Source organism: Streptomyces fildesensis (assembly GCF_016107395.1).
GTDB lineage: Bacteria > Actinomycetota > Actinomycetes > Streptomycetales > Streptomycetaceae > Actinacidiphila > Actinacidiphila fildesensis.
In genome coordinates this window covers 69,452-95,021 of sequence record NZ_JAAIKO010000014.1, presented here as the reverse complement: position 1 = coordinate 95,021, position 25,570 = coordinate 69,452, and the positions used below count along the sequence as shown (strand labels likewise).

The following is a 25,570-nucleotide window of genomic DNA, read 5'->3' as shown; positions in this document are numbered from 1 at the left end:
ATGAGGCTGGAGCGCGTCGGCCGGCGCTACGGCCTCGGCGGGCCCTGGGTGCTGCGGGACGTGGACCTCGACGTGCCACCGGGTTCGCTGCTGCGCGTCCAGGGCGCCAACGGCAGTGGGAAGTCGACGCTGCTGCGCATCGTCGCCGGCGTCGACCGGCCGTCCACGGGGCGGATCACCGGCCGCCCCGCGACCGCGTACGTGCCCGAACGTTTCCCGCCCGCGCTGCCGTTCGACGCCCATGGCTACCTCGTCCACCTCGGCGCGATCCACGGGCTGCGCCGCACCACGGCAGGCCGGCGCGCGGGGGAGTGGCTGGAGCGGTTCGGGGCCGCCGGCCACGCCCGCACCCCGATGGACGAGCTGTCCAAGGGCACCGCCCAGAAGATCGCCGTCGTCCAGGCGCTGCTCGCCGAGCCGCGGTTGCTGGTCCTGGACGAGGCGTGGACGGGCCTGGACGAGGCGGCCCGCACGGTCCTCGACGACGCGGTGCGCGAACGGGTCGCGGCGGGCGGTGCCGTCGTCTTCGTCGACCACGACGCGTGGCGGCTCGCGGGCGAGCCGTCCGGCGTCCACCGGTTCGCGGACGGCCGGCTCACCGCCGTAGCGGCGGCCGGCGCGGAAGCGGACGTCCCACGGGTGGTCGTCGAAGCGTCAGGCCCCGGTGAACCGCCCGCCCTTCCGGGCACTCCCGGCTACGGGCCCGCCGCACCGGGCCGGATCCGGATCACTGTCCCGGCCCATGAGTCCGACGCGGTCCTGCGCGCGCTGCTCACAGCCGACCCGCCCTGGCACATCCGGGCCGTCCGGCCGGAGCCGGGACCGGGGGCCGCGGGCCCGGAGACCGGTCCCGGCTCCGGAACGGGGCCCGCCGACACCCGGGGAGACACCGGATGACCGCCCTTGTCCGCTACCAGGCCGCGCTGCTGATCCGCTCCCAGCGCTGGCTGCCGCCGGTGCTGCTCTACGGGGTGATCATGGCCATCGGGATCTCGTCGGGGCAGCCGCTGCTCGACTCGCTGGCCTTCGCCGCCGCCGGAATGCTCCCCGTCGCCGCCTGGCTGGTGCGGGTGTGCGTCACCAACGAGCCGCCCGCCGCGCGGGCCTGTGCCGCCGCGGCGGCCGGACCGGGCCGCGTGCATCTGTCGAGCGTGCTGACGGCGCTGCTCGCGGCCGGTGCCCTCGGCGCCGCCGGGGTGGCGGTGGTCGCGGTGATCAGCGACGCGCACACCGCCGATCGCCGGCACGTGGTCCCGCTCGGACCGGCGGTCACGGCCGGGCTGCTGGCCGTGCTCGTCTCCGCGCTGCTCGGCCTCGCGGTCGGCGCGCTCACCAACCCGCCGGTGCTGCGCCGCGCCGGCTGGGCGATCCCGGTCTCCGGACTGAGTGCCCTGCTGGTGCTGGTCATCGGCGGCTCGCCCGCCAACGCCGCCGTGTCGGGACTGGTCAGCGGCTCGCAGACCGGCACGGTCGGGCTGCCGCTGGTGCCCCTGTGCCTGGCGGCAGTCGCGGCGGCCGCGGCGACCGCGGTCGCCTGTGCGCTCGGTTCACGCCGCTGACGATCCGGCCTCCAGCCGCCGGCCGGGCCCGGGGGGCGGGCCGTGCCGGTCCGGCGGGCCGAACTCCGGCCCGGTCACCGCCCGCTGGGCCGCCCGTGCCAGCGAACGGCGGTCGTGGTGGGCACCGGGCGGGATCGGGGGCAGCACGCTGACCTCGGCGACGAGGCCGCGGGCGGCGGTCACCCGGAGCAGCGAGGCCACCAGGGTGTCCTCGCCGACGAACGCGGCCGCCGTGGCCGGACCCGCGCCGAGCCGGTACCGGATCAGTACGGGCTGCACCGCGACCCTCGCGTCCAGCGCGGCCTGGAACACGGCGGGACGGAAACGGCCCTGCCGCCGGCCGCACCAGGTGCTGCCCTCCGGGAACACGACGACCGGGGTGCCCGCGCGCAGCACCGAGGCGATCCGGGCGACGGTGCCGGGCAGCGCCCGCAGCCGGTCGCGTTCGATGAACAGGGTGCCGCCGCGGGACACCAGAGCCCCCAGGAAGGGCCAGGACGCGACCTCGCTCTTGGCGAGCATCCGGGCCGGGCGCACGGCGGCGACCAGCGGGATGTCCAGCCAGGAGATGTGGTTGGCCACCACCAGCACACCGCCCGCGGGGACGCCCCCCGCCGCACCGGACACCCGGATCCGCACCCGCACCCCGAAGGCGGCGGGCACCGTCCGGGCCCAGGCCCGGGTGAGCCGGCCCCGCAGTGCCGGACGGCAGCAGCGCACCAGCGGCGCCAGGGCGAGCCCGACGGCCACCAGCGCGATCCCCGCCGCGCAGCGCGCCGCCTGGCGTGGCCGGCCCACGGTTGCGAAGGTCCCGGCCAGACAGTGCCCGGGGGTGCAGGGCGCACTCGGCAGCCAGTGCGGGACACCGGTCGGCGGCACCGCGGGGGGAGGCGTCGCGGCGGGCAGCGCCGCCGGGCCGGGCGCCGGGCGCGTGAGGAGTCTCATTGCGCGGGGGCGAGCGAGAGGAAGTGCCGCAGATAGCGCGGGTCGGTCCGGCGCAGCGACAGCAGGATGTACAGGTCGGCCACGCCGAAGTCCGGGTCGTGCGCGGGCTCCCCGCAGACCCAGGCACCCAGCCGCAGATAGCCGCGCAGCAGCGGCGGGAGGGCGTTGCGGCCACCGGGACGCGGACGCTCGATACCCGTCGGGTCCCAGGCGCGCAGCGGGCGCACCCGGTACTCCTCGGGCGACAGGTGGCGGGCCCGCACGGTGTCCCACACCCCGGCGGCGGAGGTCCCGCCGTCGGTGAGCGGCACCGAGCAGCAGCCGGCCAGCCAGTTGTGGCCGGTGCGTACCAGATAGCGGGCGATACCCGCCCACATCAGGCTGATCACCGCTCCGTCCCGGTGGTCGGGGTGGACGCAGGACCGGCCGACCTCGACCAGGTCACCGCGGATCGCAGCGTGCCGGGAGAGGTCGAACTCGCTCTCCCCGTACAGCCGCCCGGCCGCGGCGGCGCGCTCCGGCGGCAGCAGCCGGTAGGTGCCGACGACCGCGCCGGTGGTCTCCTCGCGGACGATCAGGTGGTCGCAGTGGGCGTCGAAGGAGTCGATGTCCCAGCCGGGCTCGGGGGAGTCGAGCAGTGCTCCCATCTCACCGGCGAAGACCTGGTGGCGCAGGCGCTGCGCGGCCCGTACGTCCGCCGCGTCCCGGGCCAGCGACACGGAGTAGCGCGGGCTCACGGCGGTGGTGGGAGAGGCGGGGGGAGGGGTGGCGGGGGAGTCGGGGACGGCGGTGGCGAAGGATTCCAGGGTCGTCATGGGTACTTCATCGCCGCGCCGGCTGGACTTGACGTGACCATTGCGAGGCGTCGTGATGTGAGGTGCCTGAATGCCTGCCTGCCACGGCTCGAAGCACGGCGGCAGCCGGGCCGCGCACCCCCTGGATGCACGGCCCGTGCCCGCGGGATCACTCCCGGTGGGTCACTCCCGGGAGGTCGGGATCACTCCTGCGGGGCCAGCCGCAGCGAGATCGAGTTGATGCAGTAGCGCTGATCGGTGGGTGTGGCGTAGCCCTCGCCCTCGAAGACATGGCCGAGGTGGGATCCGCACTTCGCGCAGCGGACCTCGGTGCGGACCGCGCCCATGCTGCGGTCCTCGATCAGCTCGACGGCGGCGGAGTCGGCCGGGTCGTAGAAGGACGGCCAGCCGCAGTGCGACTCGAACTTCGTGTCCGAGCGGAACAGCTCGGCGTCGCAGGCACGGCAGGAGTAGACACCGGTGGTCCTGGTGTCGGTGTACTCGCCGACGAAGGGCCGTTCGGTGCCGGCCTCGCGCAGGACCGCGTACTCCTGGGAGGACAGCTCCTCGCGCCACTGCTCGTCGGACTTCTCGACTTCGTACGGCATGCCGTTGCTCCTCAGTTCTGGCTCTCCAGGCGGGACAGGATGAGCGGACCGAGGTCGGTCACGTCGCCCGCGCCCATAGTGAGAACAAGGTCGCCGGGCTTGGCCATTCCGGCGATCACGTCCGGGATCGCGTCCTTGTCGTGCTCGGCCGTCACATCGGCGCCCGCGGCGGTGGCAGCGTCGATGATCAGGGCGCTGGTGACGCCGGGGATCGGGTCCTCGCGGGCCGGGTAGATGTCCAGCACCACGGAGGCGTCGGCCAGCGCCAGCGCCTGGCCCATCTCGACGCCCAGCTCGCGGGTGCGGCTGAACAGGTGCGGCTGGAAGACCACCAGCACCCGCGACCCTCCCCCAACCTCCGGCCGGGAGGAGCCCCCAACCGCGCCCTTGATGGCCTCCAGGTCGGCGGTCATCTCGGTCGGGTGGTGGGCGTAGGAGTCGATCACCTGGACGCCGGCCGCCTCGCCCTTGAGCTGCAGCCGGCGCCGGACGCCGGTGTACTTGGCGAGCGCCGAGGCGAGATTGCGCGCGGGCGTGCCGAGCGCGATACCGGCGGCGAGCGCGGCCACCGCGTTGTGCGCGTAGTGCCGGCCGGGCACGGAGACGGTGAAGGTGAGCATCCGCCCGTCGAGCAGGACGGTGACCTCGCTCGTCAGACCCCGCTGGTTGATCTTGGTGATCCGCAGGTCGGCGCCCTCGGACTCCCCGACGGTGACGATGTTCAGCCCGCCGATGTCGCGGACCCGCGAGGTCAGCTCGACGGCGCCCGGCTGGTCGGCGGAGATGACGAGCGTGCCGCCGGGCCGGATCCGGCCGACGAACGTCTCGAAGGAGTCGTAGATCTCGTCCATCGACGCGTAGTTGGCGTGGTGGTCCAGCTCCACGTTGAGGATGATCGCGACCTCGGGCGCGTACTTGTGGAAGCTGCGGTCGCTCTCGTCCGCCTCCGCCACGAAGATCTCGCCGCCGCCGTGGTGGGCGTTGGAGCCGGGCGCGTCCAGGTCGCCGCCGATGGCGTACGAGGGGTCGAGGCCGAGCGCGGTGAGGCTGACCGCGAGCATCGAGGTGGTGGTGGTCTTGCCGTGGGTGCCGGCCACCGCGATCGGGCGGGTGCCGTCCATCAGCGCGGCGAGCGCGTCGGACCGGTGCACGACCGGGATACCGCGCTCGGCGGCGGCCGCCAGTTCCGGGTTCTCCGCGCGGATGGCGCTGGAGACGACCACGCAGGAGGCGTCCGGAGCCAGATGCCGGGCGTCATGGCCGATGCGCACCGCGACCCCGAGGGACCGCAGCGCCTCGGCCGTCTCGGAGTCCTTCGCGTCGCTGCCCGCGACCTTGGCGCCGCGCTGCGCGAGGATCTTGGCGATCCCCGACATTCCGGCTCCGCCGATGCCGATGAAGTGCGGTCGGTCCATCGTGGAGGGAATGGTGGGGCTCATACGTGGATCTCCCGGGACGTCTCGAACGGCTTGCCTGCAGCCCCGATTCTCGCACCTTCCTTCGCTCGCCCGGCGCAGCGTTGTCAGCACCAAAGCCGGGTCCCTCAGGAGGCCCGGATCAGGCCGCTGCTCAGGCCCGCCGCGATGGCGCCGGTGCGGCTGTCGACGTCGAGCTTGTCGTAGATGTGCACCAGATGGGTCTTGACGGTGGCCTCGCTGATGAAGAGCCGGCGGGAGATCTGCTTGTTGGCCAGCCCCTCGGCGAGCAGCTGCAGGATCTCGGCCTCGCGCGGTGACAGGGTGGGCCGCCCCGACCGGACCCTGCCCAGCAGCCGCGCGGCGACCGGCGGGGCCAGCACGGTCTCGCCCCGGGCGGCGCAGCGCACGGCGGCGGCGACCTCCTCCGGAGGTGCGTCCTTGAGCAGATAGCCGGTGGCGCCGGCCTCGACGGCCGCCAGGATGTCGGCGTCGGTGCTGTACGTGGTCAGGATGAGGACGGCGGGCGGGTCCGGCAGCGCGGTGATCCGCCGGGTGGCCTCCACCCCGTGCATGCCGGCGCCCATCTGCAGATCCATGAGGACCACGTCAGGACGCGCTACGGTCCCGCCGGCCAGCAGCCGCAGCGCCTCGGCGCCGTCGGCGGCCTCGCCGACCGCCTCCAGCTCCGGCAGGTCGTCGACCATGGCGCGCAGACCGCGCCGTACGACGGGGTGGTCGTCGACGATCAGGATCCGGATCACCTCGGCACCGTGGCCGGCGCCGGCTGAGCGTCCGGTTCCGGGGCGGCCGCGTCGGCCGCGGGCACCGGCAGTGCCGCCGCGACCGCCGTGCCCTCGCCCGGCGCGGACTCCACGGTCAGGGTGCCGCCGAGCCCGGCGATGCGCTCGCGCATGCCGTGCAGGCCGAAGGAGACACGCTCGCCGGCCGCGGGCGGGGCGCCGGGGTCCTGCGGGGTGAACCCGACCCCGTCGTCGTACACGTCCAGCGTCACCTGGCCGTCGAGGAAGACCAGCGTCACGGCGGCATTGCGGGCCCGCGCGTGCCGGGCGACGTTGGCCAGCGCCTCCTGGGTGAGCCGCAGCAGGGCGACCTCCGCCTCGATGGGCAGCGGGTACGGATCGCCGTCCAGCCGGAAGACGATCTCCGGCGCGGGCTGCGCGGACGCCTGCGGTCCTGAGCCGAAACCGGCCGTGATGCGGCGCAGCGCCTCCGGCAGCGCGGCGTCCTGGAGGGCGGGCGGCGTGAGGTCCTGTACGAAGCGACGGGCCTCGGCGAGGTTCTCCGACGCCGTGCGCCCGGCCTCCTGGATCCGTTCGCTCGCCGTACCGGGGCCCGCGCCGCCGGGCAGCAGCGCGCTGTCCGCGGCACGGGCCAGCAGCACGATGCTGGACAGCCCCTGGGCCAGCGTGTCGTGGATCTCCCGGGCGAGCCGCTGCCGCTCGGCGAGCCGGCCCGCCTCGCGCTGGGCGGCCGCCAGTTCGTCCCGCGTCCTCGTCAGGTCGTCGATCAGCCGCTGGCGCTGCCTGCTCTCGCGGTACAGGGCCGCGTACCCGAACGCGGTGAGCACGGCGACGGCCGCGCCCGCGGACGGTCCGATGACCTTCGCGGCGGTGAGACCGTCCGGCCCGTGCGACTGCGCGACGACGATCAGCGCGGTCGCGGCGCCGACGGCCGGCAGCGACCAGCGCCGCGGCAGCACGTGCAGATACAGGAAGAACAGCGGGAAGACGACATAGCTGAAGTCCCGGTCGGCGAGCAGCAGTCCGATCCACAGTGCGGTGACGGCGGCGAGCCAGCCCAGCACCCAGGACCGCGAGGGCTCCCGGCGTTCGCGCAGCACGCCCGCGCCGTAGACCAGCCCGAGCAGCAGGCCCGGCACCAGCAGTGCGGCCGACTTACCACCGAACGCCACGGGGCCGAGCGCCACGGCGAGCAGCACGAAGAACGTGCCGTGCAGGGCGGCGCGCATCAGGCGCAGTGCGGGGGTGTCCTCGGGCGTACGGGAGCCGGTGGGCCGGCCCGGGGACAGGGATATGCCGGAGTTGCTCACATCTACCGAGGGTACGGGGAGCCGGACGCCCTCAGCGGGGGCCTGGCATCAACCTTTCGATGGATTCCGGTACCGCTCCTCTCCCTGATGGCAGCGGCGGCCCGGCCGGACAGCCTTGAGGGAGAGCCGGGAGAAGGCGCAGCCGGGCGACCCGGCGGAACCGAGCAGTCCGACCCAGGAGGGTCCAGAAGGTGTTCGTCGCACTCCGTGACATCAGATTCGCCAAGGGGCGGTTCGCCCTCATGGGCGTGGTCGTCACGCTCATCACCACGCTCGTCGTGTTCCTCTACGGCCTGACGGGCGGGCTCGGCCGCGACGCCTCGTCGGCCGTCGACGAGCTGCCCGTGACCGACATCGTGTTCGGCGCCCCGGCCGGGGCCGCCGCCGAGGTGTCGTTCAGCAGCAGCACGATCAGCGCCGCCCAGGCCGCGGCCTGGGCACGTACCCCCGGGGTCGGCTCCGCCGAGCCGCTCGGCGTCGCGATGACCCGGGCCGCCGGCGCCACCGCGGCGGGCTCGGTGAGCCTCTTCGGCGGCTCGGCGGACCTGCTGCCGCCGCTGCTCTCCGGCAGCGCCCCGCGCGACGGCCAGGTCGCGGTGAGCCGGTCGGTCGCGGACACCTACGGCGTCGGCCCCGGCGGAACGCTCGGGCTCGGCACCGAGAAGGTGACGGTGTCGGGGATCACCGCCACCCGCTCGTACGGGCACGCCGCGACCGTCTGGACCACCCTCGCCACCTGGCAGCGGATCAGCGGCCAGCGGCAGCCCACCGTGCTCGCCGTCCGCCGGTCGGGGGCGGACCTCGGGGCGGCCGACGCGGCGCGGGGGACCAGGACCGTCGCGCGCGGCGACGCGCTCGTGGGGATCGACGGCTACCAGGCCGAGCACCTCAGCCTGCAGATGATCCAGGTGTTCCTGTTCGCGGTGAGCGCCCTGGTGACCGGCGCGTTCTTCACGGTCTGGACGGTGCAGCGCAAGCCCGACGTGGCGGTGCTCAAGGCCATCGGCGCGAGCAGCGGCTACCTGGTGCGCGACGCGCTCGCGCAGGCGCTGGCCGTGCTCGGCGGCGGGGCGCTGCTGGGCGGTGCGATCGGGGCCGGGGGAGGAGCGGTCGCCGCGTCGGCGGTGCCCTTTGCCGTCGGCCCGGCCACCGTCGCCGTGCCCGTCGCCGTCATGGTGCTGCTCGGCCTGGCCGGCTCGGCCCTCGCGATCGCCCGCATCACCTCCGTCGACCCGCTGACCGCGCTGGGAGCCAACCGATGACCGTCCTCGCGCTCGACTCCGTCCGGCTCACCTATCCGGACGGGGACCGCCGGCTGACCGCGCTCGACGCCGTGTCCCTGGACGTCGCCGCCGGTGAACTGCTGGCGGTGGCCGGGCCGTCGGGCTCCGGCAAGTCCAGCCTCCTCGCGGTGGCCGCGACCCTGTCGCGGCCCGACTCCGGGCAGGTCGTGGTGGCCGGCCGGGACACCACCCGGCTGAGCGACAAGGAGCGCACGGCGCTGCGCCGCGAGCACATCGGGATCGTCTTCCAGCAGTCGAACCTGCTCGGTTCGCTCACCGCGCTGGAGCAGTTGCTCGTCGTCGAGCACCTGCGCGGCGGGCCGGTGCGGGCGGCCCGGGAGCGGGCCGGGGCGCTGCTCGACTCGGTCGGCCTCGACGCGGCGAAGCGCGCCCGGCGGCCGCACCAGCTGTCCGGCGGGGAGCGCCAGCGGGTGAACATCGCCCGCGCGCTCTTCGGCCGCCCGGCGGTCCTGCTGGTCGACGAACCGACCTCCGCCCTCGACCACGAACGCGGCGCGCAGATCGTCGACCTGCTGGCCCGCGTCACCGCCGAGCACGGCACGGCGACCGTCATGGTCACCCACGACCGAGCCCTGATGGCCCGCGCCGACCGCCTCCTCGACATGACGGACGGCCGCCTGGCCGTGGTTCCGACGCCGGCCGTCCGGTCGTGAGAACAGCGCGCCCCCCGGCCGTTCCGGCCGGGGGGCGCGCTGTTCCGTCGATTCTCAGTCGTGCTGAGCGAAGAGCTTCAGGACCGGGACCCCCACCTTGTGCCGCGCCCGCGACGTCCAGTCGCGGTGGAAGAACTCCTCCACGAAGTGCGGAGCGGTCAGCACGATCACCTCGTCGGCATGGGTCTGCTCGACCACCGACTTCAGCAGGTCCAGCGGGTGGTCCTCGACCACCTCGCCGATCGCCTCCACGCCGGCGGCGCGCAGCGCGGCCAGCGAGTGGCTCAGGGCCCGCTCGGCCGGAAGGGTGGCCTCCTGCCCCTCGGGCACCTCGCGTTCCTTGGTGGCGTCGTCCAGGTAGCCGAGGGCGACATCGTCCACGGCCCGCAGAAGCCGGTCCTGGTCGCCGCGCGGCTGCATGAGTACGACGAAGGAGACGGGCTCGTCGCCGTGGAGTGTGGTCACGAGCTCCACATCGGCGGGGGCGAGCGGCTTCTCGATCATGAGTACGGTCGTGAACACGGACGCGTCCTTCTTTCTCGTGGGCCACCGGGCCGGCACAGAAACCATCCTGCCCCGACTCCGTACGGGGCACGCGGTGTAAGTGTTCCCGCACGACAGCAAACGGAACGACATATTCCGCAGATTGTCAGCCGCGGGTGTAACGGGTGAACAGGAAACCGTCCTCTTCGAGGATCGAGGTCGGGGAGAAACGTTCCGGCACGGTGACTCCGGGACCGTTCATGATCCGCGGGGCATCCCCCGCGGTCAGGAGTGGAGCGATGGTCAGACACAGCTCATCGACTACCCCGGCCGCGGCGAACTGTGCCAACAACCTTGGACCGCCCTCGTGCAGCAGCCTGGTGAGCCCCAGTTCCGTCAGTTCGCGGACGGCCCGCACCGGATCGGCGCCGGCCCCGTCGCCCGCCGTGACGACGTGCGCGCCGGCCTTCTTGGCGGCCGCCACCCGGTCGCGGGGCGCGGTGGCGCCGGTCAGGATCAGCGTCGGGGTCAGCGGCGCGGTGAACAGCGGCAGCGTGAAGTCCAGGTCCAGGCTCGCGGTGACGACGGCGATGACCGGCGCCGGCGACTGGCCGGCGGCCGCCCGCCGCTCCGCGAACGCCTCCCGCGCCTTCGCCGGCCGGTAGCCCTCCTGCCGGACCGTCTCCGCGCCGACGACCACCACATCGGCCAGCGCCCGCAGCGTTCCGAACACCCGCAGATCGGCCGCCGAGGACAACCCCTGCGACTTCCCGTCGTGCCACGCGGCGCCGTCCAGGGACGCCACCATGTTCGCCCGCAGCCACGGGCCTCCCGCCCGGTCCGGATACGCGTACGCATCCGCGAGCGCGTCGAGGGAGTCGAGGGTCTCATCGGCCCGGAGCACGGGATACAGGCGGCGCATGTCCCGCAGTCTGGCACGCCGGCGGCCGGATCAGCCCGCCCGTCACCCGAGGCGGAACCCCCGCCCGTCCGTCGTCCGGGAGCAGCCCCCGGCCCGGATTCAGCCCGCCCGGCACCTGAGCGGAACGGTCCGATCCGGCCGGCGATCGGGGCCGGGCCCGGCCCGCCCGGCCGGCCGGGGCCGGGAGTGGGGTCCGCCACACTGCCGTGGCACTGCGTGCCGGAGGGACTAGGCTGAATGGTTGTGTCAACCCCTGTCTCCGCCCTCGCCCAGACCGCCGGTTCCGCCTCCGCCTCCGTCGCCGGAGGCCCGGCGACCCTGTGCGGCCGGACGCCCCAGGTACCCGCGGACCGGCTGGTCGCCGAGATGGTGCCGCCGCCGCGCTTCGACACCGTCCGGTTCGACAACTACCTCCCGGACCCCGATCAGCCCAGCCAGACGGACGCGGTGAAGGCGCTCAGCGGCTTCGCGGCGACCCTCGGCGGCGCGACGGCGGTCAACGGCGGCAAGAAGCGCTGGTTCCGCCGCGAGACCCAGGCATCGGCCGGGCCCGGCGGGGTCTACCTCGACGGCGGGTACGGCGTCGGCAAGACCCACCTGCTCGCCTCGCTCTGGCACGCGGCCCCCGCGCCGCGCGAGCTGAAGGCGTTCGGCACGTTCGTGGAGCTCACCAACCTCGTCGGGGCGCTCGGCTTCCAGCAGGCGGTGCAGGCGCTGAGCGGCCACCGGCTGGTCTGCATCGACGAGTTCGAGCTGGACGACCCGGGCGACACCGTGCTGGTCTCCTCCCTGCTCGGCAAGCTCTCCGACGCGGGCGTGAAGCTCGCCGCGACGTCGAACACGCTGCCGGGCAAGCTCGGCGAGGGCCGCTTCGCCGCCTCCGACTTCATGCGGGAGATCCAGGGGCTGTCCTCACGCTTCCTCCCGTTGCGCATCGACGGCCAGGACTACCGGCACCGCGGGCTGCCCGAGGCCCCGTCCCCGTCCTCCGACCGGCAGGTCACCGAGGCCGCGGACCGTACCCCGGGAGCCTCGCTCGACGACTTCGGCCCGCTCCTCGACCACCTGGCACGGGTCCACCCCAGCCGCTACGGAGCCCTGTGCGACGGCGTCGACGCCGTCTTCCTGCGGGACGTGCGGCCGGTGACCGACCAGGCCACGGCGCTGCGCCTGGTGGTCCTCGCCGACCGGCTGTACGACCGCGAGGTGCCCGTGATGGCCTCCGGCACCCCGTTCGACCAGATCTTCAGCGAGGACATGCTGGCCGGCGGCTACCGCAAGAAGTACTTCCGCGCCATATCCCGGCTCACCGCGCTCGCCCGTGACGCGAAGCAGCTCCCCGGCGCTGGCGCCACCGCCTGATCCGTCGCAGGATCGAGGCATGGCGAAGGACGGCAGGAGCGACAAGGCCGGCAAGCACGGCAAGGACGAACCCGGCTCGAAGAGCGGCAAAAGCGCGAAGAAGGGCGACGCGGACGCGCCCGTCGCCGACCTCCGCTCACTCCTGCGGGTGACACCGGGCAGCGGCCCGGTCCGGCTGAAGGCGCACGACACCTCCGGCACGCCCGGCGGGCCGTCCGGCAAGAAGCAGGCGCTCGCCGAGACCGCGGAGATGGGCGTACGCCTGGCCGAACTGCAGGAACGGCTCTTCGCGCAGAGCACGGCGGGCGACCCGCGCGCCCTGCTGTTCGTGCTGCAGGGCATGGACACCTCCGGCAAGGGCGGCACGGTCAAGCACGTCGTCGGCCAGTTCAACCCGTCCGGGCTGCGGACGCGCGCCTTCAAGGCGCCGACGCACGAGGAGCAGCAGCACCCCTTCCTCTGGCGGATCCGCCGGGCGCTGCCGCACCCCGGCGAGGTCGGTATCTTCGACCGCTCGCACTACGAGGACGTGCTGATCGTCCGGGTCCGGAACCTGGTGCCGCGCGCCACCTGGTCCAAGCGCTACCGGACCATCAACGCGTTCGAGGAGTCGCTCGTCGACGACGGAGTCACCATCGTCAAGGTCTTCCTGCACATCGGCCACGACGAGCAGCGCGACCGGTTGCTGGAGCGGCTCGACAACCCCGAGAAGCACTGGAAGTTCAACGTCGGCGACATCGAGGAACGGGCCCTGTGGCCCGACTACCAGCGGGCGTACGAGGTCGCGTTGGAGAAGTGCTCCACCGACGCCGCGCCCTGGTACCTGGTCCCCGCCGACCGCAAGTGGTACCGGAACTGGGCGATCAGCAAGCTGCTGCTGGAACACCTGGAGCTGATGGACCCGGCCTACCCGAAGGCCGATTTCGACGTCGAGGAGTGCCGGGCACGGCTGCTCGAATCCTGACCGCGAGTCCTGTGCGGAGCCAGGGCCTGTCGTTCCCTAGCCGGAGCAGGCGGTGCGCTGCGCCTCCTGCCATTCGCAGACCGGGCACATCGTCAGGCCGGGCAGCGAGGCCGGATACTCCGTCGGCTTGCCGCACAGCACACAGGCGGCGCGCGGCCCGTGCTGCGTGAGGGGCGGGGCGGGGGCCGCTTCGGGTTCGCCGGGGTCGGCGTAGCACTCGGTCACCCGTCCACCGTACTGCGCAGGACCACGGCCGCGCGGGCGGCCAGGTGCAGCACACCGTCCGGGCCGGGCGGCTCGCAGGGAGGCCAGGCCGCGGCGACCGCGGTCCCCTTCGGCTCGGCGGCGAACGGGCCGGTGAGCGGGACGGCCGCCGGAGCGTCCGAGAAGTTCACCGCGGTCAGGAAACGCCCGCGGCGCACGGTGAGCACCGCCCCGGTGATGCCGATGTCGGGCGGCGGCGTCAGGAGCCCGGCGCCGGACAGCTCCGGCTCGGCCCGCCGCAGCGCGATCAGTTCGCGGTACCAGCCCAGCAGCCGGGCGTGCGGATCACGGTCGGGCTCCGACCAGTCGAGGCAGGACCGCAGGCGGGTGGCGGGGTCCTGGGGGTCCGGGATGTCCTCGGCGGCCCAGCCGTGCCCGGCGAACTCCCGGCGGCGGCCCCGCGTGATGGCCGCGGCGAGCTCCGGGTCGTCGTGATCGGTGAAGAACTGCCAGGGCGAGGCCGCGCCCCACTCCTCGCCCATGAAGAGCATCGGGGTGAAGGGCGAGGTGAGGACGACCGCGGCGGCGAGGGCGAGCTGCTCCGGGGTGAGCCGGTCGCCGGTGGCGCGGTTGCCGATCTGGTCATGGGTCTGCGAGTAGCCGAGGAAACGGTGTGCCGGGGTCGTCGCACGGTCCACCGGCCGGCCGTGGCGGCGGCCGCGGAAGGACGAGTACGTGCCGTCGTGGAAGAAGACGCGGGTCAGCGTCTTGGCGAGCGCGGTGAGCGGCTCACGCGCGAAGTCGGCGTAGTAGCCCTGGGATTCACCGGTCAGCGCGGTGTGCAGACAGTGGTGGAGATCGTCGTTCCACTGCGCGGTCAGACCGAGCCCGCCGGCCTCGCGGGGGGTGGTGGTGCGCGGGTCGTTGAGGTCGGACTCGGCGATCAGGAACAGCGGACGGCCGAGCGAGTCCGACAGCGCGTCGACCGCCGCCGACAGCTCCTCCAGGAAGTGCAGCGCCCGTGTGTCGACGAGCGCGTGCACGGCGTCCAGCCGCAGCCCGTCGAGGTGGTAGTCGCGCAGCCAGGCCAGCGCGCTGCCGATGAGGAACGCGCGCACCTCGTCGGAACCCGGGGCATCGAGGTTGACGGCGTCGCCCCACGGGGTGTGGTGCCGGTCGGTGAAGTACGGGCCGAACGGCGGGAGATGGTTCCCCGACGGGCCGAGATGGTTGTGAACCACGTCCAGGACCACCCCGAGGCCGTGCGCGTGCGCCGCGTCCACGAACCGCTTGAGCCCGTCGGGCCCTCCGTAGGGCTCGTGGACGGCCCACAGCGAGACACCCTCGTAGCCCCAGCCATGGGTGCCGGGGAACGGGCAGACGGGCATCAGCTCCACATGGGTGATGCCCAGCGCGGCCAGATGCGGCAGGCGCCCGATCGCGGCGTCGAAGGTGCCCTCGCGGGTGAACGTGCCGATGTGCAGCTCGTACAGCACCGCGCCCGGCAGCGGGCAGCCGTCCCACGGCAGCGTCCAGTCGAAGGCGTCATGGTCCACGACGGCGCTCGCGCCGTCCGGGCCGTCCGGCTGGCGCCGGGAGCGCGGGTCCGGCAGCGGTGGGCCGCCGTCGAGGACGTACGCGTAACGGCCGTCCGGGCCGGCCGGCGCCTCGGTACGCCACCAGCCGCCGCGGGCCGGATCCGGCGCCAGGGGACGGGTGCGGTCCCCGGTCAGTACCTCGACGCGCGCCGCGTTCGGCGCCCACACCTCGAACAGCACTGGCGGCTCCTCGGATCGGTCCCTCGGGGACGTTCTTCGGCCTTCGCGGACCTTCGCACCCTAGTGTCCGGCGGGCGGCCGGGCATCAGGGCCCGGCCGCCCGGCACGCCGCACCGCCCTGTGGAGCCCAGCGCTCGCCGACGGGATCAGATGAAGTTGATCCGCTCCTGGGAGACGGGGTAGCCGGCCTTCGCGAAGTTCGCCGCCATCGGGAAGTTGCCCTGGTCGGTGGCGGCCGTGATACGGTCCGCGCCCTGCTCCACGAGGTCCTGCGTGCACTCGACGAGCAGGTCGTAGGCGTAGCCGTGGCCGCGCTGCTCCGGGACGACGCCGATGAAGCCGATGGTCGGGCCCGCCGGGTTGTGGGCCGGGATGTGGAGGCCCGCCAGCTCACCCTCGGGCGTGAAGGCCAGCCGCCACCAGTCGCGCGGTGAGGGCAGCCAGTTGAGCCAGCCGAGGAAAGCGCCGGCGGCGGCCTCGCCCCCGGTCTTGTCGATCTCCTCGCGGTCGTGCGCGTCGAGGGTGTCCTGCTGGATGCGGCGCACGACGTCCAGGATCACCGCGTCGTCGGGCTCGGGCCGGTACTCCAGGCGACCGGTGCGCGCGGGGAGCGGGTCGCCTGCGGTCCAGGTGTAGCGGTAGCGCTCGACGAGCTGCTTGAGGCCGGCCGCGGTGACGGCGTCGATCCGGGACTGCGCGGCGGCCAGCAGCTCCGGCCGCTCGCGCCAGCCGGGCGGCAGCAGCAGGTCGTACTCGCCGTACAGCGGGGCGGTCCTGAGCAGCCACACCCCCGCGTCGGCCTCGCCCTCGGCGAAGTCGAACCAGTCGAGCGCCTTCGGCTTCTCGTCGTCGGCACCCGCCCACCAGGCGGCGCGAGCCACGACGACACCGTCGCGCAGGGCGACCCAGGTCCATTCGGGGCGGTAGTCGCCGCCGTCCCCGACCATGCTGTACGGGTCGCCGAGGATGGCGCGGCCGACGAGACCGGGATCGGCGAGGGAGGCGAAGAGATGTGCTTCGCCCGCGACGAGCGGACGGATGACCAGATCAGACATGAGGTCCTTCGGGAGAGTGACGCGCTCCCGGTCAGATGTGGGACGCCCGGTGGTCAGGGCGGGAGCGCGGGGAGGTCGTGACGGACATCGCTCTCGCCTCCTTCCGTGATCATCTTGGGCGTGCGGACACCGTAGCCCGGTCCCGGAGAGGCTGTCCAGGGACTATTTTGGCCGGATGATCCAGCGCCAGGAAGTACCCGTCGTCCGGCATGCCACCAGGTCCGACCTGCCGCGCGTCGCGGAACTCGCCATCTCCCATGCCGCCTACGAGCAGGCCGACCCGCCCGCCGCAGGCTTCGCGGAACGGCTCGCCGACGCGCTCTTCGACCGTGCCGAGCCCCGGCTGATCTGCCTCGTGGCGCAGCTCCGGGACGGCTCGCTGGCCGGCTACGCGACCTGCACCCCCGAGTTCGCCACCTGGTCCGGCCATGAGTATCTGCACATGGACTGCCTCTTCCTCGACGGCGAGCACCGCGGCCTGGGCCTCGGCCGGCTGCTCATCGACGCGGTCGCGGCCGAGGCGGCGGCGCTCGGTCTGCAGGAGGTGCAGTGGAACACCCCGGTCTGGAACGAGGGCGCCATCCGGTTCTACGACCGCCTCGGCGCCACCTCCCGGGAGAAGCGCCGCTACGCCTGGACGGTGCCGGCCGACGCGGGCGCGCTGCGGGCGGTCAGCTCCTCGTAGCCGAAGCACAGACCCAGCACCAGGACGGCGCCGCCGACCTGGGCGAGCGCCGTGAGGCGGGTGCCGAGCGGGACGGTGGCGGCGAGCAGGGCCGCCGCGCAGAGCCGGGGGAGGAGCGGCCCGAGGCGGATGGCGCGGCGGATGGCGGTGTCGGCGGTGAGGAAGAGCGCGATGCCGCCCGCGAGCGCCCAGGCCTGGGCGTCGCCGAGCTGGTCCCCGGCGTGGCCGACGGCGGACTTCACGCCCGCGGCGAAGAGCAGGACACCGAGCAGCAGGCCGTAGTGGCCGAGGTTGTAGATCCGCACGGCCGCGAAGTTCCGCTGCCGGGCGGGCAGTTCCGCCAGGGCGCGCTCGCCCCGCTCGTCGTCCCCGTGCCCGAAGTACGCCCACCACAGCCCGAGGCAGACACAGAGCATCAGGACGGCGGCACTGACCCGTCCGGCGGTCAGCGGCGCGTCGCCCGCTCCGACGCCGATCGCGATCACGGACTCGCCGAACGCCACGATCATGACGAGGCCGTGCCGCTCGACGAAGTGGCCGCAGCGGATGGTGAATTCCCCCAGGCCCACCAGACGGGGCGTGGAGAGCTGGATGACGAGGGACACCGCCCACAGCGAGAGCTGCGCACTGCCCTCCAGATAGCCGCCGATGACGACGAGGGCGGCGTTGAGGACGTTCAGGGCGCCCATCCGGGCCACCGAGCTCAGGTCCACCCCCGAGGCGGCGAAGGTGCCGGTGTGCACGGCTATGACGAAGAGATAGGCGAGGCCGAAGACGACACCGCTGCCGTCGAAGGCGTGCGGGATCGCCAGCGAGATGATCAGGAAGCCGGCCATGCCGGCGAGCATCAGCCCGCGCCGGCTGTGGGTGGTGGGCGGCATCGCGTTGGTGAGCCAGATGAACGCGTCGTACATCCACCAGATCACCGCGAGCATGATCACGACGCGCAGCAGCCCGCCCCCGTCGAGATGGTGGGCGAGGCTGGCGGTGAGCTGGGTGATGGTGAAGACGAAGACGAGGTCGAAGAAGAGCTCCAGCGGGCTGACCCGCAGGGTCTCCTGCTCGGCGGAGTCGATGAAGTCGGTGGTCACGCCGGTGAGTATGAGTGATCGCCGAGGTGTTCGAACGCGGAACGGTGGAGTCCCTGTACGGCACCGGCCGTTACCGGGACTCCACCGTTCCGCTGTGGGTCTACCGGCGGCGCAGTCCGGCGAAGACCAGGGCCGAGCCGGCCAGCACGATCACCGCGTCGACGAGCAGCGCGGTGTGGATGCCGCTCAGCACCGAACCGGTGGCGGTGGTGCGGGCGGTGGCGATCGCGCTGAGCACCGGGATGCCCATCGTGATGCCGACCTGCTGGGTCATCGAGGTCAGCCCGGTGGCCAGGCCCTGCTCGTCGTCGGGCAGACCCGAGGTCGCGGTGACCATGTACCCGACGATCGCCGCGATATGGCCGAACGCGCCCGCCGCGGAGGCTGCCAGGAGCAGCGTCAGGGCGCTGCCGCCGTCGGTGCCCAGCCAGAAGAAGGCGGCGGTGGCGAGGGCCTGGACGAGCAGCCCGCAGGACAGGACGGTACGGGTGCCGTGGCGGCCGATGAGCCGCGGGGCGGCCATCCCGCCGACGAAGGCGGCGACACCGATACCGCAGAACGACAGGCCGGTCCGGAGCGGTGAGTAGCCCAGCACCTGCTGCATGTACAGCGTCAGCAGGAAGACGACCGAGCTCTCCATGGTGAAGGTGATCAGTCCGCCGAAGTTGCCCCACTTGACGGTGTGCCGGGTCAGGACCCGCAGCGGGGCGAGCGGGGCCTCGGCGCGCAGCTCGATGCGCCAGAAGGCGAGGAACAGGAGAGCGGCGGCGGCGAGGCAGCCCAGCGCGGTGGTGTCGGTCCAGCCGTGCTGGCCGGCCAGGGTGACGCCGTAGACCAGGGCGAGCAGCCCGCCGGTGACGGTGATCGCGCCGGGGACGTCGAGCTTGGAGCGGGCGCCGCGGCTCTCCTCGATCACGGCCGGGGCGGTGAAGAGGATGACCAGCGCGACGGGCACGTTGAGGAAGAAGGCCCAGCGCCAGCTCAGCAGGTCGGTGAGGATACCGCCGAAGATCGCTCCGATGGTGAAGCCGGCCGACAGGAGGGTGCCGTTCAGGCCCAGCGCCCTGGCCCGCAGCGGGCCTTCCGGCAGCGAGGTGGTCAGGAGCGAGAGCGCGGCGGGGGTGGCCATCGCGGAGGCCAGACCCTGGGCGACGCGGGCGCAGAGCAGCATCTCGGGACCGGTGGCGAGCCCGCCGGCCAGTGATCCGGCGGCCAGCAGGCCCATGCCGGCCAGCAGCATCCGGCGGCGGCCCACGAGGTCGGCGAGCCGGCCGAAGAGCAGGGTGAACCCGGCGGCGGGCAGCATCATCGCGGTGGCGATCCACTGCAGGTTCGCGAGCGAGAAGCCGAGGCCGTGGCCGATGTCGGGCAGCGCCACGTTGAGGATCGAGAAGTCGACGGCGAGCATGAACTGCGAGCCGAGGAGCAGCAGGAGGACGAGGCGCTGGCGGGGGGTCATCCGGGGGATGCCGTCCTGGCCGGCGGCGGCCCCTGCCTCGGTGGCGGGTGACTTGGTGAGGGTGGTCATCACTGCTGTCCGATCGTGAGTACGGCGTTGCCGGTGATCCGCCGGTCGCGGAGGTCGTTGAGAGTGGCGGCGGTGTCCTGCCAGCCGGTCAGGCGCCCGATCTCCGGGTGCAGCCGGTCGTTCGCCACCAGCCGGACGAGGGCGGCCAGGTCGGGGCCGAACGCCTCGTCGAAGTGCTCGTAATGGAAATGCCGCACGGTGCCGGAGCGGGGGCCCTTGAAGAACCCGAAGAAGCTCAGCTCGGCGGGCTCGCGGGACGCCTGGCCGAACCAGATCATCGTGCCGCGCGGCCGCAGCAGCGCCAGCGCCCGGGCGGTGGTCGCGCCGCCCACCGACTCCAGCACCGTGTGGAACGGCCCGCGGGCGTCGGCCAGGTCATGGACGACGGTCGCGCCGAACTCGGCCAGACGCTTGCCGCGTTCGGGCGTCGCGGTGACGGCGGTGACCTCGGCGCCCGCGCCGATGGCCAGTTCGGTGAAGTAGTGGCCGACGCCGCCGGACGCGCCGGTGAGCAGCAGCGGATGCCCGGACACACAGCCGGTGGTGCGCAGCAGCCGCAGCGCGGTGAGCCCGGCCAGCGGCAGCGCGGCGGCGCGGATCGAGGAGACGCCGTCCGGCAGGACGGCGAGCGCGTCGGTGCGGACCGCCGCGTACTCGGCCCAGCCGCCGCCCACCGGATGACCGACGACCCGCTGTCCGGCCCGCGGCCCGGACCCGTCGGCCGCGGCCTGGACGACCAGGCCCGCGATGTCCTTGCCGGGCCGCTGCCGCGGCTGCGGGGTGTGCAGCCGGAAGACCTCACCCCGGTTGACGGAGAACGCCTCGACCTTGACCAGCGCCTCGTCCGGCGCGGGCCGGGGCTCCTCGGTGTCGCCCAGGACCACCAGGCCGTCGGGACGCCCGGTGGGCAGCAGTGCCTTCATCGTCTGTTCCTCGATCCGGCGCGGTGCGGGTGTGCCGCGCTGAGATCAAGAAAAGCCGCAGGTCAGAGGGTGTGTCCAACAGCCTTTTGGCGGTCTCGACAACCGTCGGTTGTCAGTGCACTCCAGGGGGCGTCACGGGGTCCGGACGGTCGGCTCCGTGATCCAACTGGCGAGCAGCGCCAGCCGCTCGGCCGTCTTCGAGCCCGGCGCGACGGTGTACGCGACCAGCGTCTGGTCCGGATCACCGGGCAGCGTGAGCGTCTCGTAGCCGAAGTCCAGCTCCCCGACGACGGAGTGGGCGATCCGCTTCACCCCGTAGGTCTTCTCCTTGACCAGATGATCGGCCCACAGCCGCCGGAACTCGTCGCTCTTGAGCGACAACTCGCCGATCAGCGCGGCCATCCGCTGGTCGTCCGGGTGCCGCCCCGCGTCCAGCCGCAGATACGCGACGGTCTCGGCGGCCACCGCGTTCCAGTCCGGGTACAGGCCGCGGGTCTGCTCGTCCAGGAACACCGACCGGGCGATGTTGCACTCGCCGTCCGGGTATGCGGAGAACCCGCAGACGGCGTCACCGAGCGCGTTCCACGCCAGGGCGTCCATCCGCCGCCCCAGGACGAAGGCCGGCCCGCCCATCGAGTCGAGCAGCAGCCGCAGTCCCGGCCGTACCCGCCGGCTGCCGCGCGACGCCGTGCGGGCGGTACGGGCCGGCCGGGCCAGCGCCCGCAGGTGCTCCTGCTCGGTCTCGTCGAGCCGCAGCACCCGGGCGATCGCGTCGAGGACGGCGTCGGACACGTTCTGGCCGCGGCCCTGCTCCAGCCGGATGTAGTAGTCCACGCTCACCCCGGCGAGCTGGGCGACCTCCTCGCGGCGCAGCCCCGGCACCCGCCGCCGGCCGTGCGAGGGAAGGCCCACGTCGTCCGGCTGGATACGGGCGCGGCGCGACTGCAGGAAACCGCTCAGATCACTGTCCATGGACAGCAGCCTAGAGCGCTGCCGGAAAGCCAGCCTGGTACTGCCGGACCCAGGAAAAGCACAGCCCTGGGTGGCCCTCGCGAACGGTCGCAGAGTGGAGCCCGTCAGCAGGACACCCCCGCACCACCACTTCAGGGAGCACTTCCTCATGAGCTACGACAACCTCGCCGGCCGCACCGCAGTCGTCACCGGAGCCGCCAGCGGCATGGGTGAGGCCACCGCCCGGCTGCTCGCCGCGCACGGCGCCCGGGTCGCGCTGCTGTCCCGCCGCGCGGACCGGCTGGACGAGCTGGCCGGGAAGATCGCCGCGGCCGGCGGCCAAGCGCTGGCCGTACCGGTCGACGTCACCGACGGCGCGTCCGTGGACGCGGCCGCCGACCGGATCCACCAGGCGTACGGACCCGTCGACCTGGTGGTGAACTCGGCCGGCGTCATGCTGCCCAACCCGCTCGACGACGGCCGGATCGACGAATGGTCCCGCATGATCGACACCAATGTGACGGGCGTGCTGCGGATCATCCGCGCCTTCACCGCCGACCTCGTCGCCGCCGCGGCCGAGCACCGGCCCGCCGACCTGGTCAACATCTCGTCGATCGGTGCGCACCTGATCTTCCCCAACTACGCCGTCTACGGGGCGACGAAGGCCGCGCTCACCCATCTGTCGGCGCTGCTGCGCTCCGAACTCGGTCCGCGCGACGTCCGCGTCACCAACATCGAGCCGGGGCTGACCGACACCGAGCTCGGCCACCACATCGACAACCAGGAGCTGTCGGCGCAGCTCGGGGGCATGTACGAGGCGATGGGCACGCTGTCGTCGGACGAGATCGCCGACATCATCGGGTTTGTCACCAGCCGCCCCGCGCACGTTAACCTGCGCCAGGTGATCGTGCAGCCGACCCGGCAGGCATGAGCCGTACCGGAACGGGGGAACGTCGGCGGTGGATCTCGATCTCGCGCAGGTCAGGGCCTTCGTCGTCACGGCGCAGCGGCTGCACTTCGGGCAGGCGGCCGCCGAGCTGTTCCTCAGCCAGCAGGCGCTGTCCAAGCGCATCGCCCGCCTGGAGGACGCGCTCGGCGTGCGGCTCTTCGACCGCACCGGGCACAGCGTCGGACTGACCCCCGCCGGGCAGCGGTTCCTCGGGCCCGCCCAGGACGTCGTACGGGCCGGGGAGGCGGCGGTGGCGGCCGCCCGGCACAGCGAGCGCCCGCTGCGGGTGACCGTGTGGGGCCATATGTTCGTCCCGCTGCGGACGATCCGGCTGGTCGTCGGGGAACAGCCGGACCTGGACATCGAGCTGAGCCTGCGGCCCGGACTCGTGACGGCGCTGGCCGGTCTGCGGGCCGACGAGATCGACTTCGCGCTCGGCCGCACCCACGGCCTGGACGAGCCGTGGCCACGCACCCTCACCCGCCGGCTGGTGCGCCTCGACCCGGTCAAGGCGGTGCTGAGCCGGGACAGCCCGCTCGCCGTCGCATCGGCGCTGCGGCCGGACGATCTGCGGGCCGGCCGGCTGTGGTTCCCGGCCGCGATGGAGAAGCTCGAATTCCTCCGGAGCTTCGTGGAACGCTTCGACATCCCGGGGGACTTCGGCGGGATCAACCTCGGTCTCGAACCCTTCCTCGACCACCTGCGCGGCCGCCCCGACCTCTTCTCGCTGCTGCCCACCGATGTGGAGATCCCGCCCGGCACCGGCCTGGTCGAGATCCCCGTCGTGGACCCGACGCCGCTCTACGCCTGGCACGTCATCTGGCGCGCGAGCGAGAGCCACCCGGCGCTGGCACCGCTCCTCGACGCCTTCGCGCGCACCGCGCGGACCCACGACTGGCTGGCCTACGACCCCGCCAGGCACTGGCTCCCCGACACCGACCGGGGAGCTCTCGGAGCCGGTGGCGCTACGCCGTGAGCAGCGCCACCGGATGCGTCGCGAACAGGTCCGCGACGGGTACGGTGCCGCGGTGGTGAGTGCCCGTCAGCCGGTCGGTCCAGTCGCCCGGCGGCAGCGCCAGCTCGGTGTCACGCCAGCCGCCCGCCTGCTCCAGGCCGTGCGAGAGCCGGGTGACGGCGGTGATCGAGCGGCCGGTCCTGACGAAGGCGACACAGTGGGCGGCGGCCGGACCGGTGGCGTGCAGGGGCTCGTACGTCGCCTCGGGGCCGAACCAGCCGGGGTGCTCGCGGCGCAGCAGCAGCGCCGTCGTCGTCACCAGCTCCTTCGGTCCGTCCGGCCCGCCCGACCGCCGGACGCCCGGCCGGTACGGGCGGCGGTTGTCGGGATCGACGAGGAGCAGCTGGGGGTGCTCGTCGCCCTGGTAGATGTCCGGCACGCCCGGCATCGTCAGATGCAGCAGCACCGCGCCGAGCCGGTTGACCTGTGAGGGAGCCTCGATCGCGCGGGAGATATCGGCGGTCGCGTAGTAGGTCGGCCCGGTGATCAGCTCGCGGGTGAAGGTGTCGAGCCGCTTCTCGTACGCCGTGTCCTGCTCCGTCCAGCTGGTGCGCAGCCCCGCCTCGCGTTCCGACTTCAGCAGTGTCGCGGCGACCACGTCCTCGGCGCCGTAGCTGCAGAAGACCACGGCGTACTGCCAGGCCAGGTACTCGGCGTGCCGGTCGACCAGCGGAATGCCGGCACGGGTGAAGTAGCTGCGCAGATGGTCCGATTCACGGCGCAGCCAGGACCGCCACAGGGCCGGGTGCTCCGAGATCGCGGCGAGCCGGGCGCGGACGTCGGCGCTGCGCTTGGTGTCGTGGGTGGACAGGACGGTGCCGGTGGCGGGCCAGTCGCGCTGGAGGCGGGCGCAGAAGGCGTGGAACTCCTCCGGAGTGGTGGTGGGGTACGCGGGGTCCCGGCCGACCTCGTTGAGCGGCAGCAGCGGGTACCAGCGGTAGAAGGCGGTGTCCTCGACGGCCTTGGCGTGCAGCGCGGAGGCGACCTGGGCGAAGCGGACCGCGAACCCGGCGTCCGCTCCCAGCGCGAGATCACGGATCTCCGCCGCGGCCGGCACCCCCGCCTCACGGGCCGCGGTCTCCAGCATCGTGACCGCCTCGGCCGGCGCGTCCTCGCCCGGCACGACGTACGGGCGGTAGACCGGCAGCCGGACCAGCAGCTCGCGGATGGCCCGGCGCAGCACCGCCGGATCCCGGTCCGGCAGCGCGCGGGCGGCGGTGCGCCCGAGCCGGCTCACCTCGGCGGCCAGGTCCCGTGTCACGATCTTGTACGCGGCGCGCCGCGCGGTCGGTGCCCACTCGCCGCCCCGGTCGGCGTCCTGGCCGGTGAAGTCGGCGTACCCCGCCGTGATCCGCTCCACCCCGGCCGGATCGGCGAACAGCCCGTCGACCCGGTCCAGGGAGTCGTACCCGGTGGTCCCGGCGCAGGCCCAGTCGGCGGGCAGCCGCTCGTCGTGGCCGAGGATCTTCTCCACCACGGTCCAGCGGCCGCCGGTCGCGGCGGCGAGCCGGCGCAGATATCCGGCGGGGTCGGCGAGACCGTCGGGATGGTCGATGCGCAGACCGTCCACGACGCCTTCGCGCAGCAGCTCCAGCAGCTTGGCGTGGGTCGCGTCGAAGACCTCAGGGTCCTCGACCCGGACCGCGATCAGATCGGAAATCGTGAAGAAACGCCGGTAGTTGAGATCGGTCCTGGCCTCCCGCCAGTGGGCGAGCCGGTACCACTGGGCGTCGAGCAGCGCGCGCAGCGGGAGCTCCTCGGTGCCGGCGCGCAGCGGGAAGGCATGGTCGTAGTAGCGCAGCACCGGCTCGCCGAGCGCCTTGTCGTCCTCGACGCGCAGCCGGCCCAGCACCTCGTCGAGCGGGGCCCCCAGGACCGGCATCAGCAGCTTGCCGTCCAGCGCCGCCCAGTCGATGTCGAACCACCGGGCGTAGGGGGAGTCCGTCCCTTCCCGCAGCACCGACCACAGCGGGCGGCTGAGGTACTCCGGAGCCGGCACCGCCATGTGGTTGGGCACGGTGTCCAGGACGAGGCCGAGACCGTGCGCGCGGGCGGTGCGGGACAGCGCCCGCAGCCCCTCCTCACCGCCCAGCACCTCGCTGATCCGGGTGTGGTCGACCACGTCGTACCCGTGCGTGGAGCCGGGCGCGGCCTGGAGCACCGGGGACAGATGCAGATGGGAGACGCCGAGCGCGGCGAGGCGGGGCACCACCGCCTCGGCGTCGGTGAACGTGAAGTCCGGTTGCAGCTGCAGCCGGTAGGTGGCAGTGGGCACGTCGGCCGTCGGCGGGGTCATGCAGGAGTGCGT

General features: G+C 73.4%; 25 protein-coding genes. 9 read left to right on the top strand and 16 right to left on the bottom strand.

The features are described from left to right. On the top strand, window positions 1-897 hold the full coding sequence (locus C6N31_RS43970) for an ATP-binding cassette domain-containing protein (protein ID WP_232485439.1): 897 nt from the start codon (window positions 1-3) through the stop codon (window positions 895-897). Continuing rightward, complete coding sequence (locus C6N31_RS43965) at window positions 894-1,559, top strand: ABC transporter (protein WP_232485438.1); 666 nt, start codon at window positions 894-896, stop codon at window positions 1,557-1,559. Before C6N31_RS43970 ends, C6N31_RS43965 begins: the two co-directional genes overlap by 4 nt. Here the strand turns inward: C6N31_RS43965 and C6N31_RS20590 are convergent. From C6N31_RS20590 to C6N31_RS20565, 6 genes are all read right to left on the bottom strand, one after another. Continuing rightward, entirely contained in the window at window positions 1,548-2,504 is a 957-nt protein-coding gene (locus C6N31_RS20590) for a lysophospholipid acyltransferase family protein (protein WP_138354298.1), read from the bottom strand. The genes C6N31_RS43965 and C6N31_RS20590 overlap by 12 nt on opposite strands. Next, window positions 2,501-3,319 carry a GNAT family N-acetyltransferase gene (locus C6N31_RS20585; protein ID WP_198357953.1) on the bottom strand — a complete coding sequence of 273 codons (819 nt, stop codon included), beginning with the start codon at window positions 3,317-3,319 and terminating at the stop codon, window positions 2,501-2,503. The genes C6N31_RS20590 and C6N31_RS20585 overlap by 4 nt, the downstream gene beginning before the upstream one ends. 182 nt (window positions 3,320-3,501) lie before the next feature. Further along, complete coding sequence (gene msrB / locus C6N31_RS20580; protein ID WP_138354300.1) at window positions 3,502-3,906, bottom strand: peptide-methionine (R)-S-oxide reductase MsrB; 405 nt, start codon at window positions 3,904-3,906, stop codon at window positions 3,502-3,504. An 11-nt stretch (window positions 3,907-3,917) separates the two neighbouring features. Next, the gene (gene murC, locus C6N31_RS20575; RefSeq protein WP_138354301.1) at window positions 3,918-5,345 is read right to left on the bottom strand and encodes a UDP-N-acetylmuramate--L-alanine ligase; all 1,428 of its coding nucleotides are present in this window, start codon (window positions 5,343-5,345) and stop codon (window positions 3,918-3,920) included. 104 nt (window positions 5,346-5,449) lie between these two features. After that, window positions 5,450-6,085, bottom strand: coding sequence for a response regulator (locus tag C6N31_RS20570; protein WP_138354302.1), 636 nt, complete (start codon window positions 6,083-6,085; stop codon window positions 5,450-5,452). Further along, complete coding sequence (locus tag C6N31_RS20565; protein WP_244809487.1) at window positions 6,082-7,395, bottom strand: sensor histidine kinase; 1,314 nt, start codon at window positions 7,393-7,395, stop codon at window positions 6,082-6,084. Before C6N31_RS20565 ends, C6N31_RS20570 begins: the two co-directional genes overlap by 4 nt. Window positions 7,396-7,586: 191 nt before the next feature. Between C6N31_RS20565 and C6N31_RS20560 the strand changes: the two genes are divergently transcribed. Continuing rightward, window positions 7,587-8,657 carry an FtsX-like permease family protein gene (locus tag C6N31_RS20560; protein WP_138354303.1) on the top strand — a complete coding sequence of 357 codons (1,071 nt, stop codon included), beginning with the start codon at window positions 7,587-7,589 and terminating at the stop codon, window positions 8,655-8,657. Further along, a complete protein-coding gene (locus tag C6N31_RS20555; RefSeq protein ID WP_138354304.1) occupies window positions 8,654-9,352 on the top strand; it encodes an ABC transporter ATP-binding protein in 699 nt (232 codons plus the stop codon). Before C6N31_RS20560 ends, C6N31_RS20555 begins: the two co-directional genes overlap by 4 nt. A gap of 54 nt (window positions 9,353-9,406) precedes the next feature. Here C6N31_RS20555 and C6N31_RS20550 read toward each other — a convergent pair whose 3' ends face one another. Beyond that, on the bottom strand, window positions 9,407-9,874 hold the full coding sequence (locus C6N31_RS20550; RefSeq protein ID WP_138354305.1) for an indole-3-glycerol phosphate synthase: 468 nt from the start codon (window positions 9,872-9,874) through the stop codon (window positions 9,407-9,409). 127 nt (window positions 9,875-10,001) lie between these two features. Continuing rightward, window positions 10,002-10,757 (bottom strand): pyrimidine reductase family protein, encoded by a 756-nt coding sequence (locus tag C6N31_RS20545; protein WP_138354306.1) that lies wholly within the window; start codon window positions 10,755-10,757, stop codon window positions 10,002-10,004. A gap of 237 nt (window positions 10,758-10,994) precedes the next feature. Here C6N31_RS20545 and zapE point away from each other — a divergent pair, with 237 nt between their 5' ends. Together zapE and C6N31_RS20535 are read left to right on the top strand one after the other, a co-directional pair. Further along, a complete protein-coding gene (zapE, locus tag C6N31_RS20540; RefSeq protein WP_138354307.1) occupies window positions 10,995-12,119 on the top strand; it encodes a cell division protein ZapE in 1,125 nt (374 codons plus the stop codon). A 19-nt stretch (window positions 12,120-12,138) separates the two neighbouring features. After that, window positions 12,139-13,083, top strand: coding sequence for a polyphosphate kinase 2 family protein (locus tag C6N31_RS20535; protein ID WP_138354308.1), 945 nt, complete (start codon window positions 12,139-12,141; stop codon window positions 13,081-13,083). 36 nt (window positions 13,084-13,119) lie between these two features. Here C6N31_RS20535 and C6N31_RS20530 read toward each other — a convergent pair whose 3' ends face one another. The 3 genes from C6N31_RS20530 to C6N31_RS20520 all read right to left on the bottom strand — a co-directional run bounded on the left by C6N31_RS20530 (window position 13,120) and on the right by C6N31_RS20520 (window position 16,120). Next, on the bottom strand, window positions 13,120-13,308 hold the full coding sequence (locus tag C6N31_RS20530; protein WP_138354309.1) for a hypothetical protein: 189 nt from the start codon (window positions 13,306-13,308) through the stop codon (window positions 13,120-13,122). Next, window positions 13,305-15,065, bottom strand: a complete 1,761-nt coding sequence (gene treZ / locus C6N31_RS20525) for a malto-oligosyltrehalose trehalohydrolase (RefSeq protein WP_187145048.1) — start codon at window positions 15,063-15,065, stop codon at window positions 13,305-13,307. The genes C6N31_RS20530 and treZ overlap by 4 nt, the downstream gene beginning before the upstream one ends. A gap of 146 nt (window positions 15,066-15,211) precedes the next feature. After that, entirely contained in the window at window positions 15,212-16,120 is a 909-nt protein-coding gene (locus tag C6N31_RS20520; RefSeq protein ID WP_138354310.1) for a GNAT family N-acetyltransferase, read from the bottom strand. A 175-nt stretch (window positions 16,121-16,295) separates the two neighbouring features. Between C6N31_RS20520 and C6N31_RS20515 the strand changes: the two genes are divergently transcribed. Beyond that, window positions 16,296-16,805, top strand: coding sequence for a GNAT family N-acetyltransferase (locus C6N31_RS20515; RefSeq protein WP_138354311.1), 510 nt, complete (start codon window positions 16,296-16,298; stop codon window positions 16,803-16,805). Here C6N31_RS20515 and C6N31_RS20510 read toward each other — a convergent pair. The 4 genes from C6N31_RS20510 to C6N31_RS20495 form a co-directional block, all read right to left on the bottom strand. Then, a complete protein-coding gene (locus C6N31_RS20510; protein WP_164295243.1) occupies window positions 16,748-17,896 on the bottom strand; it encodes a low temperature requirement protein A in 1,149 nt (382 codons plus the stop codon). The genes C6N31_RS20515 and C6N31_RS20510 overlap by 58 nt on opposite strands. 100 nt (window positions 17,897-17,996) lie before the next feature. Then, window positions 17,997-19,424 carry an MFS transporter gene (locus C6N31_RS20505; RefSeq protein WP_138354313.1) on the bottom strand — a complete coding sequence of 476 codons (1,428 nt, stop codon included), beginning with the start codon at window positions 19,422-19,424 and terminating at the stop codon, window positions 17,997-17,999. Then, window positions 19,424-20,347, bottom strand: a complete 924-nt coding sequence (locus tag C6N31_RS20500; protein ID WP_138354314.1) for a zinc-binding dehydrogenase — start codon at window positions 20,345-20,347, stop codon at window positions 19,424-19,426. The genes C6N31_RS20505 and C6N31_RS20500 overlap by 1 nt, the downstream gene beginning before the upstream one ends. Window positions 20,348-20,479: 132 nt before the next feature. Continuing rightward, window positions 20,480-21,319 carry a helix-turn-helix transcriptional regulator gene (locus tag C6N31_RS20495; RefSeq protein WP_138354315.1) on the bottom strand — a complete coding sequence of 280 codons (840 nt, stop codon included), beginning with the start codon at window positions 21,317-21,319 and terminating at the stop codon, window positions 20,480-20,482. 148 nt (window positions 21,320-21,467) lie between these two features. On the opposite strand from C6N31_RS20495, the gene C6N31_RS20490 reads away from it, so the two are divergent. Continuing rightward, window positions 21,468-22,229, top strand: coding sequence for an SDR family oxidoreductase (locus tag C6N31_RS20490; protein ID WP_138354316.1), 762 nt, complete (start codon window positions 21,468-21,470; stop codon window positions 22,227-22,229). A 28-nt stretch (window positions 22,230-22,257) separates the two neighbouring features. After that, entirely contained in the window at window positions 22,258-23,223 is a 966-nt protein-coding gene (locus tag C6N31_RS20485; RefSeq protein WP_138354317.1) for a LysR family transcriptional regulator, read from the top strand. Here the strand turns inward: C6N31_RS20485 and treY are convergent. Next, a complete protein-coding gene (treY, locus tag C6N31_RS20480) occupies window positions 23,213-25,558 on the bottom strand; it encodes a malto-oligosyltrehalose synthase (RefSeq protein ID WP_138354318.1) in 2,346 nt (781 codons plus the stop codon). The genes C6N31_RS20485 and treY overlap by 11 nt on opposite strands. Window positions 25,559-25,570 lie beyond the last annotated feature (12 nt).

Coding starts and splice junctions, on each gene's coding strand:
- C6N31_RS20495 (WP_138354315.1), bottom strand. CDS start 21,319: ATGGACAGTGATCTGAGCGGTTTCCTGCAGTCGCGCCGCGCCCGTATC.
- C6N31_RS20555 (WP_138354304.1), top strand. CDS start 8,654: ATGACCGTCCTCGCGCTCGACTCCGTCCGGCTCACCTATCCGGACGGG.
- C6N31_RS20585 (WP_198357953.1), bottom strand. CDS start 3,319: ATGACGACCCTGGAATCCTTCGCCACCGCCGTCCCCGACTCCCCCGCC.
- C6N31_RS20490 (WP_138354316.1), top strand. CDS start 21,468: ATGAGCTACGACAACCTCGCCGGCCGCACCGCAGTCGTCACCGGAGCC.
- C6N31_RS20545 (WP_138354306.1), bottom strand. CDS start 10,757: ATGCGCCGCCTGTATCCCGTGCTCCGGGCCGATGAGACCCTCGACTCC.
- C6N31_RS20515 (WP_138354311.1), top strand. CDS start 16,296: ATGATCCAGCGCCAGGAAGTACCCGTCGTCCGGCATGCCACCAGGTCC.
- murC (WP_138354301.1), bottom strand. CDS start 5,345: ATGAGCCCCACCATTCCCTCCACGATGGACCGACCGCACTTCATCGGC.
- zapE (WP_138354307.1), top strand. CDS start 10,995: ATGGTTGTGTCAACCCCTGTCTCCGCCCTCGCCCAGACCGCCGGTTCC.
- msrB (WP_138354300.1), bottom strand. CDS start 3,906: ATGCCGTACGAAGTCGAGAAGTCCGACGAGCAGTGGCGCGAGGAGCTG.
- C6N31_RS20500 (WP_138354314.1), bottom strand. CDS start 20,347: ATGAAGGCACTGCTGCCCACCGGGCGTCCCGACGGCCTGGTGGTCCTG.
- treY (WP_138354318.1), bottom strand. CDS start 25,558: ATGACCCCGCCGACGGCCGACGTGCCCACTGCCACCTACCGGCTGCAG.
- C6N31_RS43970 (WP_232485439.1), top strand. CDS start 1: ATGAGGCTGGAGCGCGTCGGCCGGCGCTACGGCCTCGGCGGGCCCTGG.
- C6N31_RS20505 (WP_138354313.1), bottom strand. CDS start 19,424: ATGACCACCCTCACCAAGTCACCCGCCACCGAGGCAGGGGCCGCCGCC.
- C6N31_RS20590 (WP_138354298.1), bottom strand. CDS start 2,504: ATGAGACTCCTCACGCGCCCGGCGCCCGGCCCGGCGGCGCTGCCCGCC.
- C6N31_RS20520 (WP_138354310.1), bottom strand. CDS start 16,120: ATGTCTGATCTGGTCATCCGTCCGCTCGTCGCGGGCGAAGCACATCTC.
- C6N31_RS20535 (WP_138354308.1), top strand. CDS start 12,139: ATGGCGAAGGACGGCAGGAGCGACAAGGCCGGCAAGCACGGCAAGGAC.
- C6N31_RS43965 (WP_232485438.1), top strand. CDS start 894: ATGACCGCCCTTGTCCGCTACCAGGCCGCGCTGCTGATCCGCTCCCAG.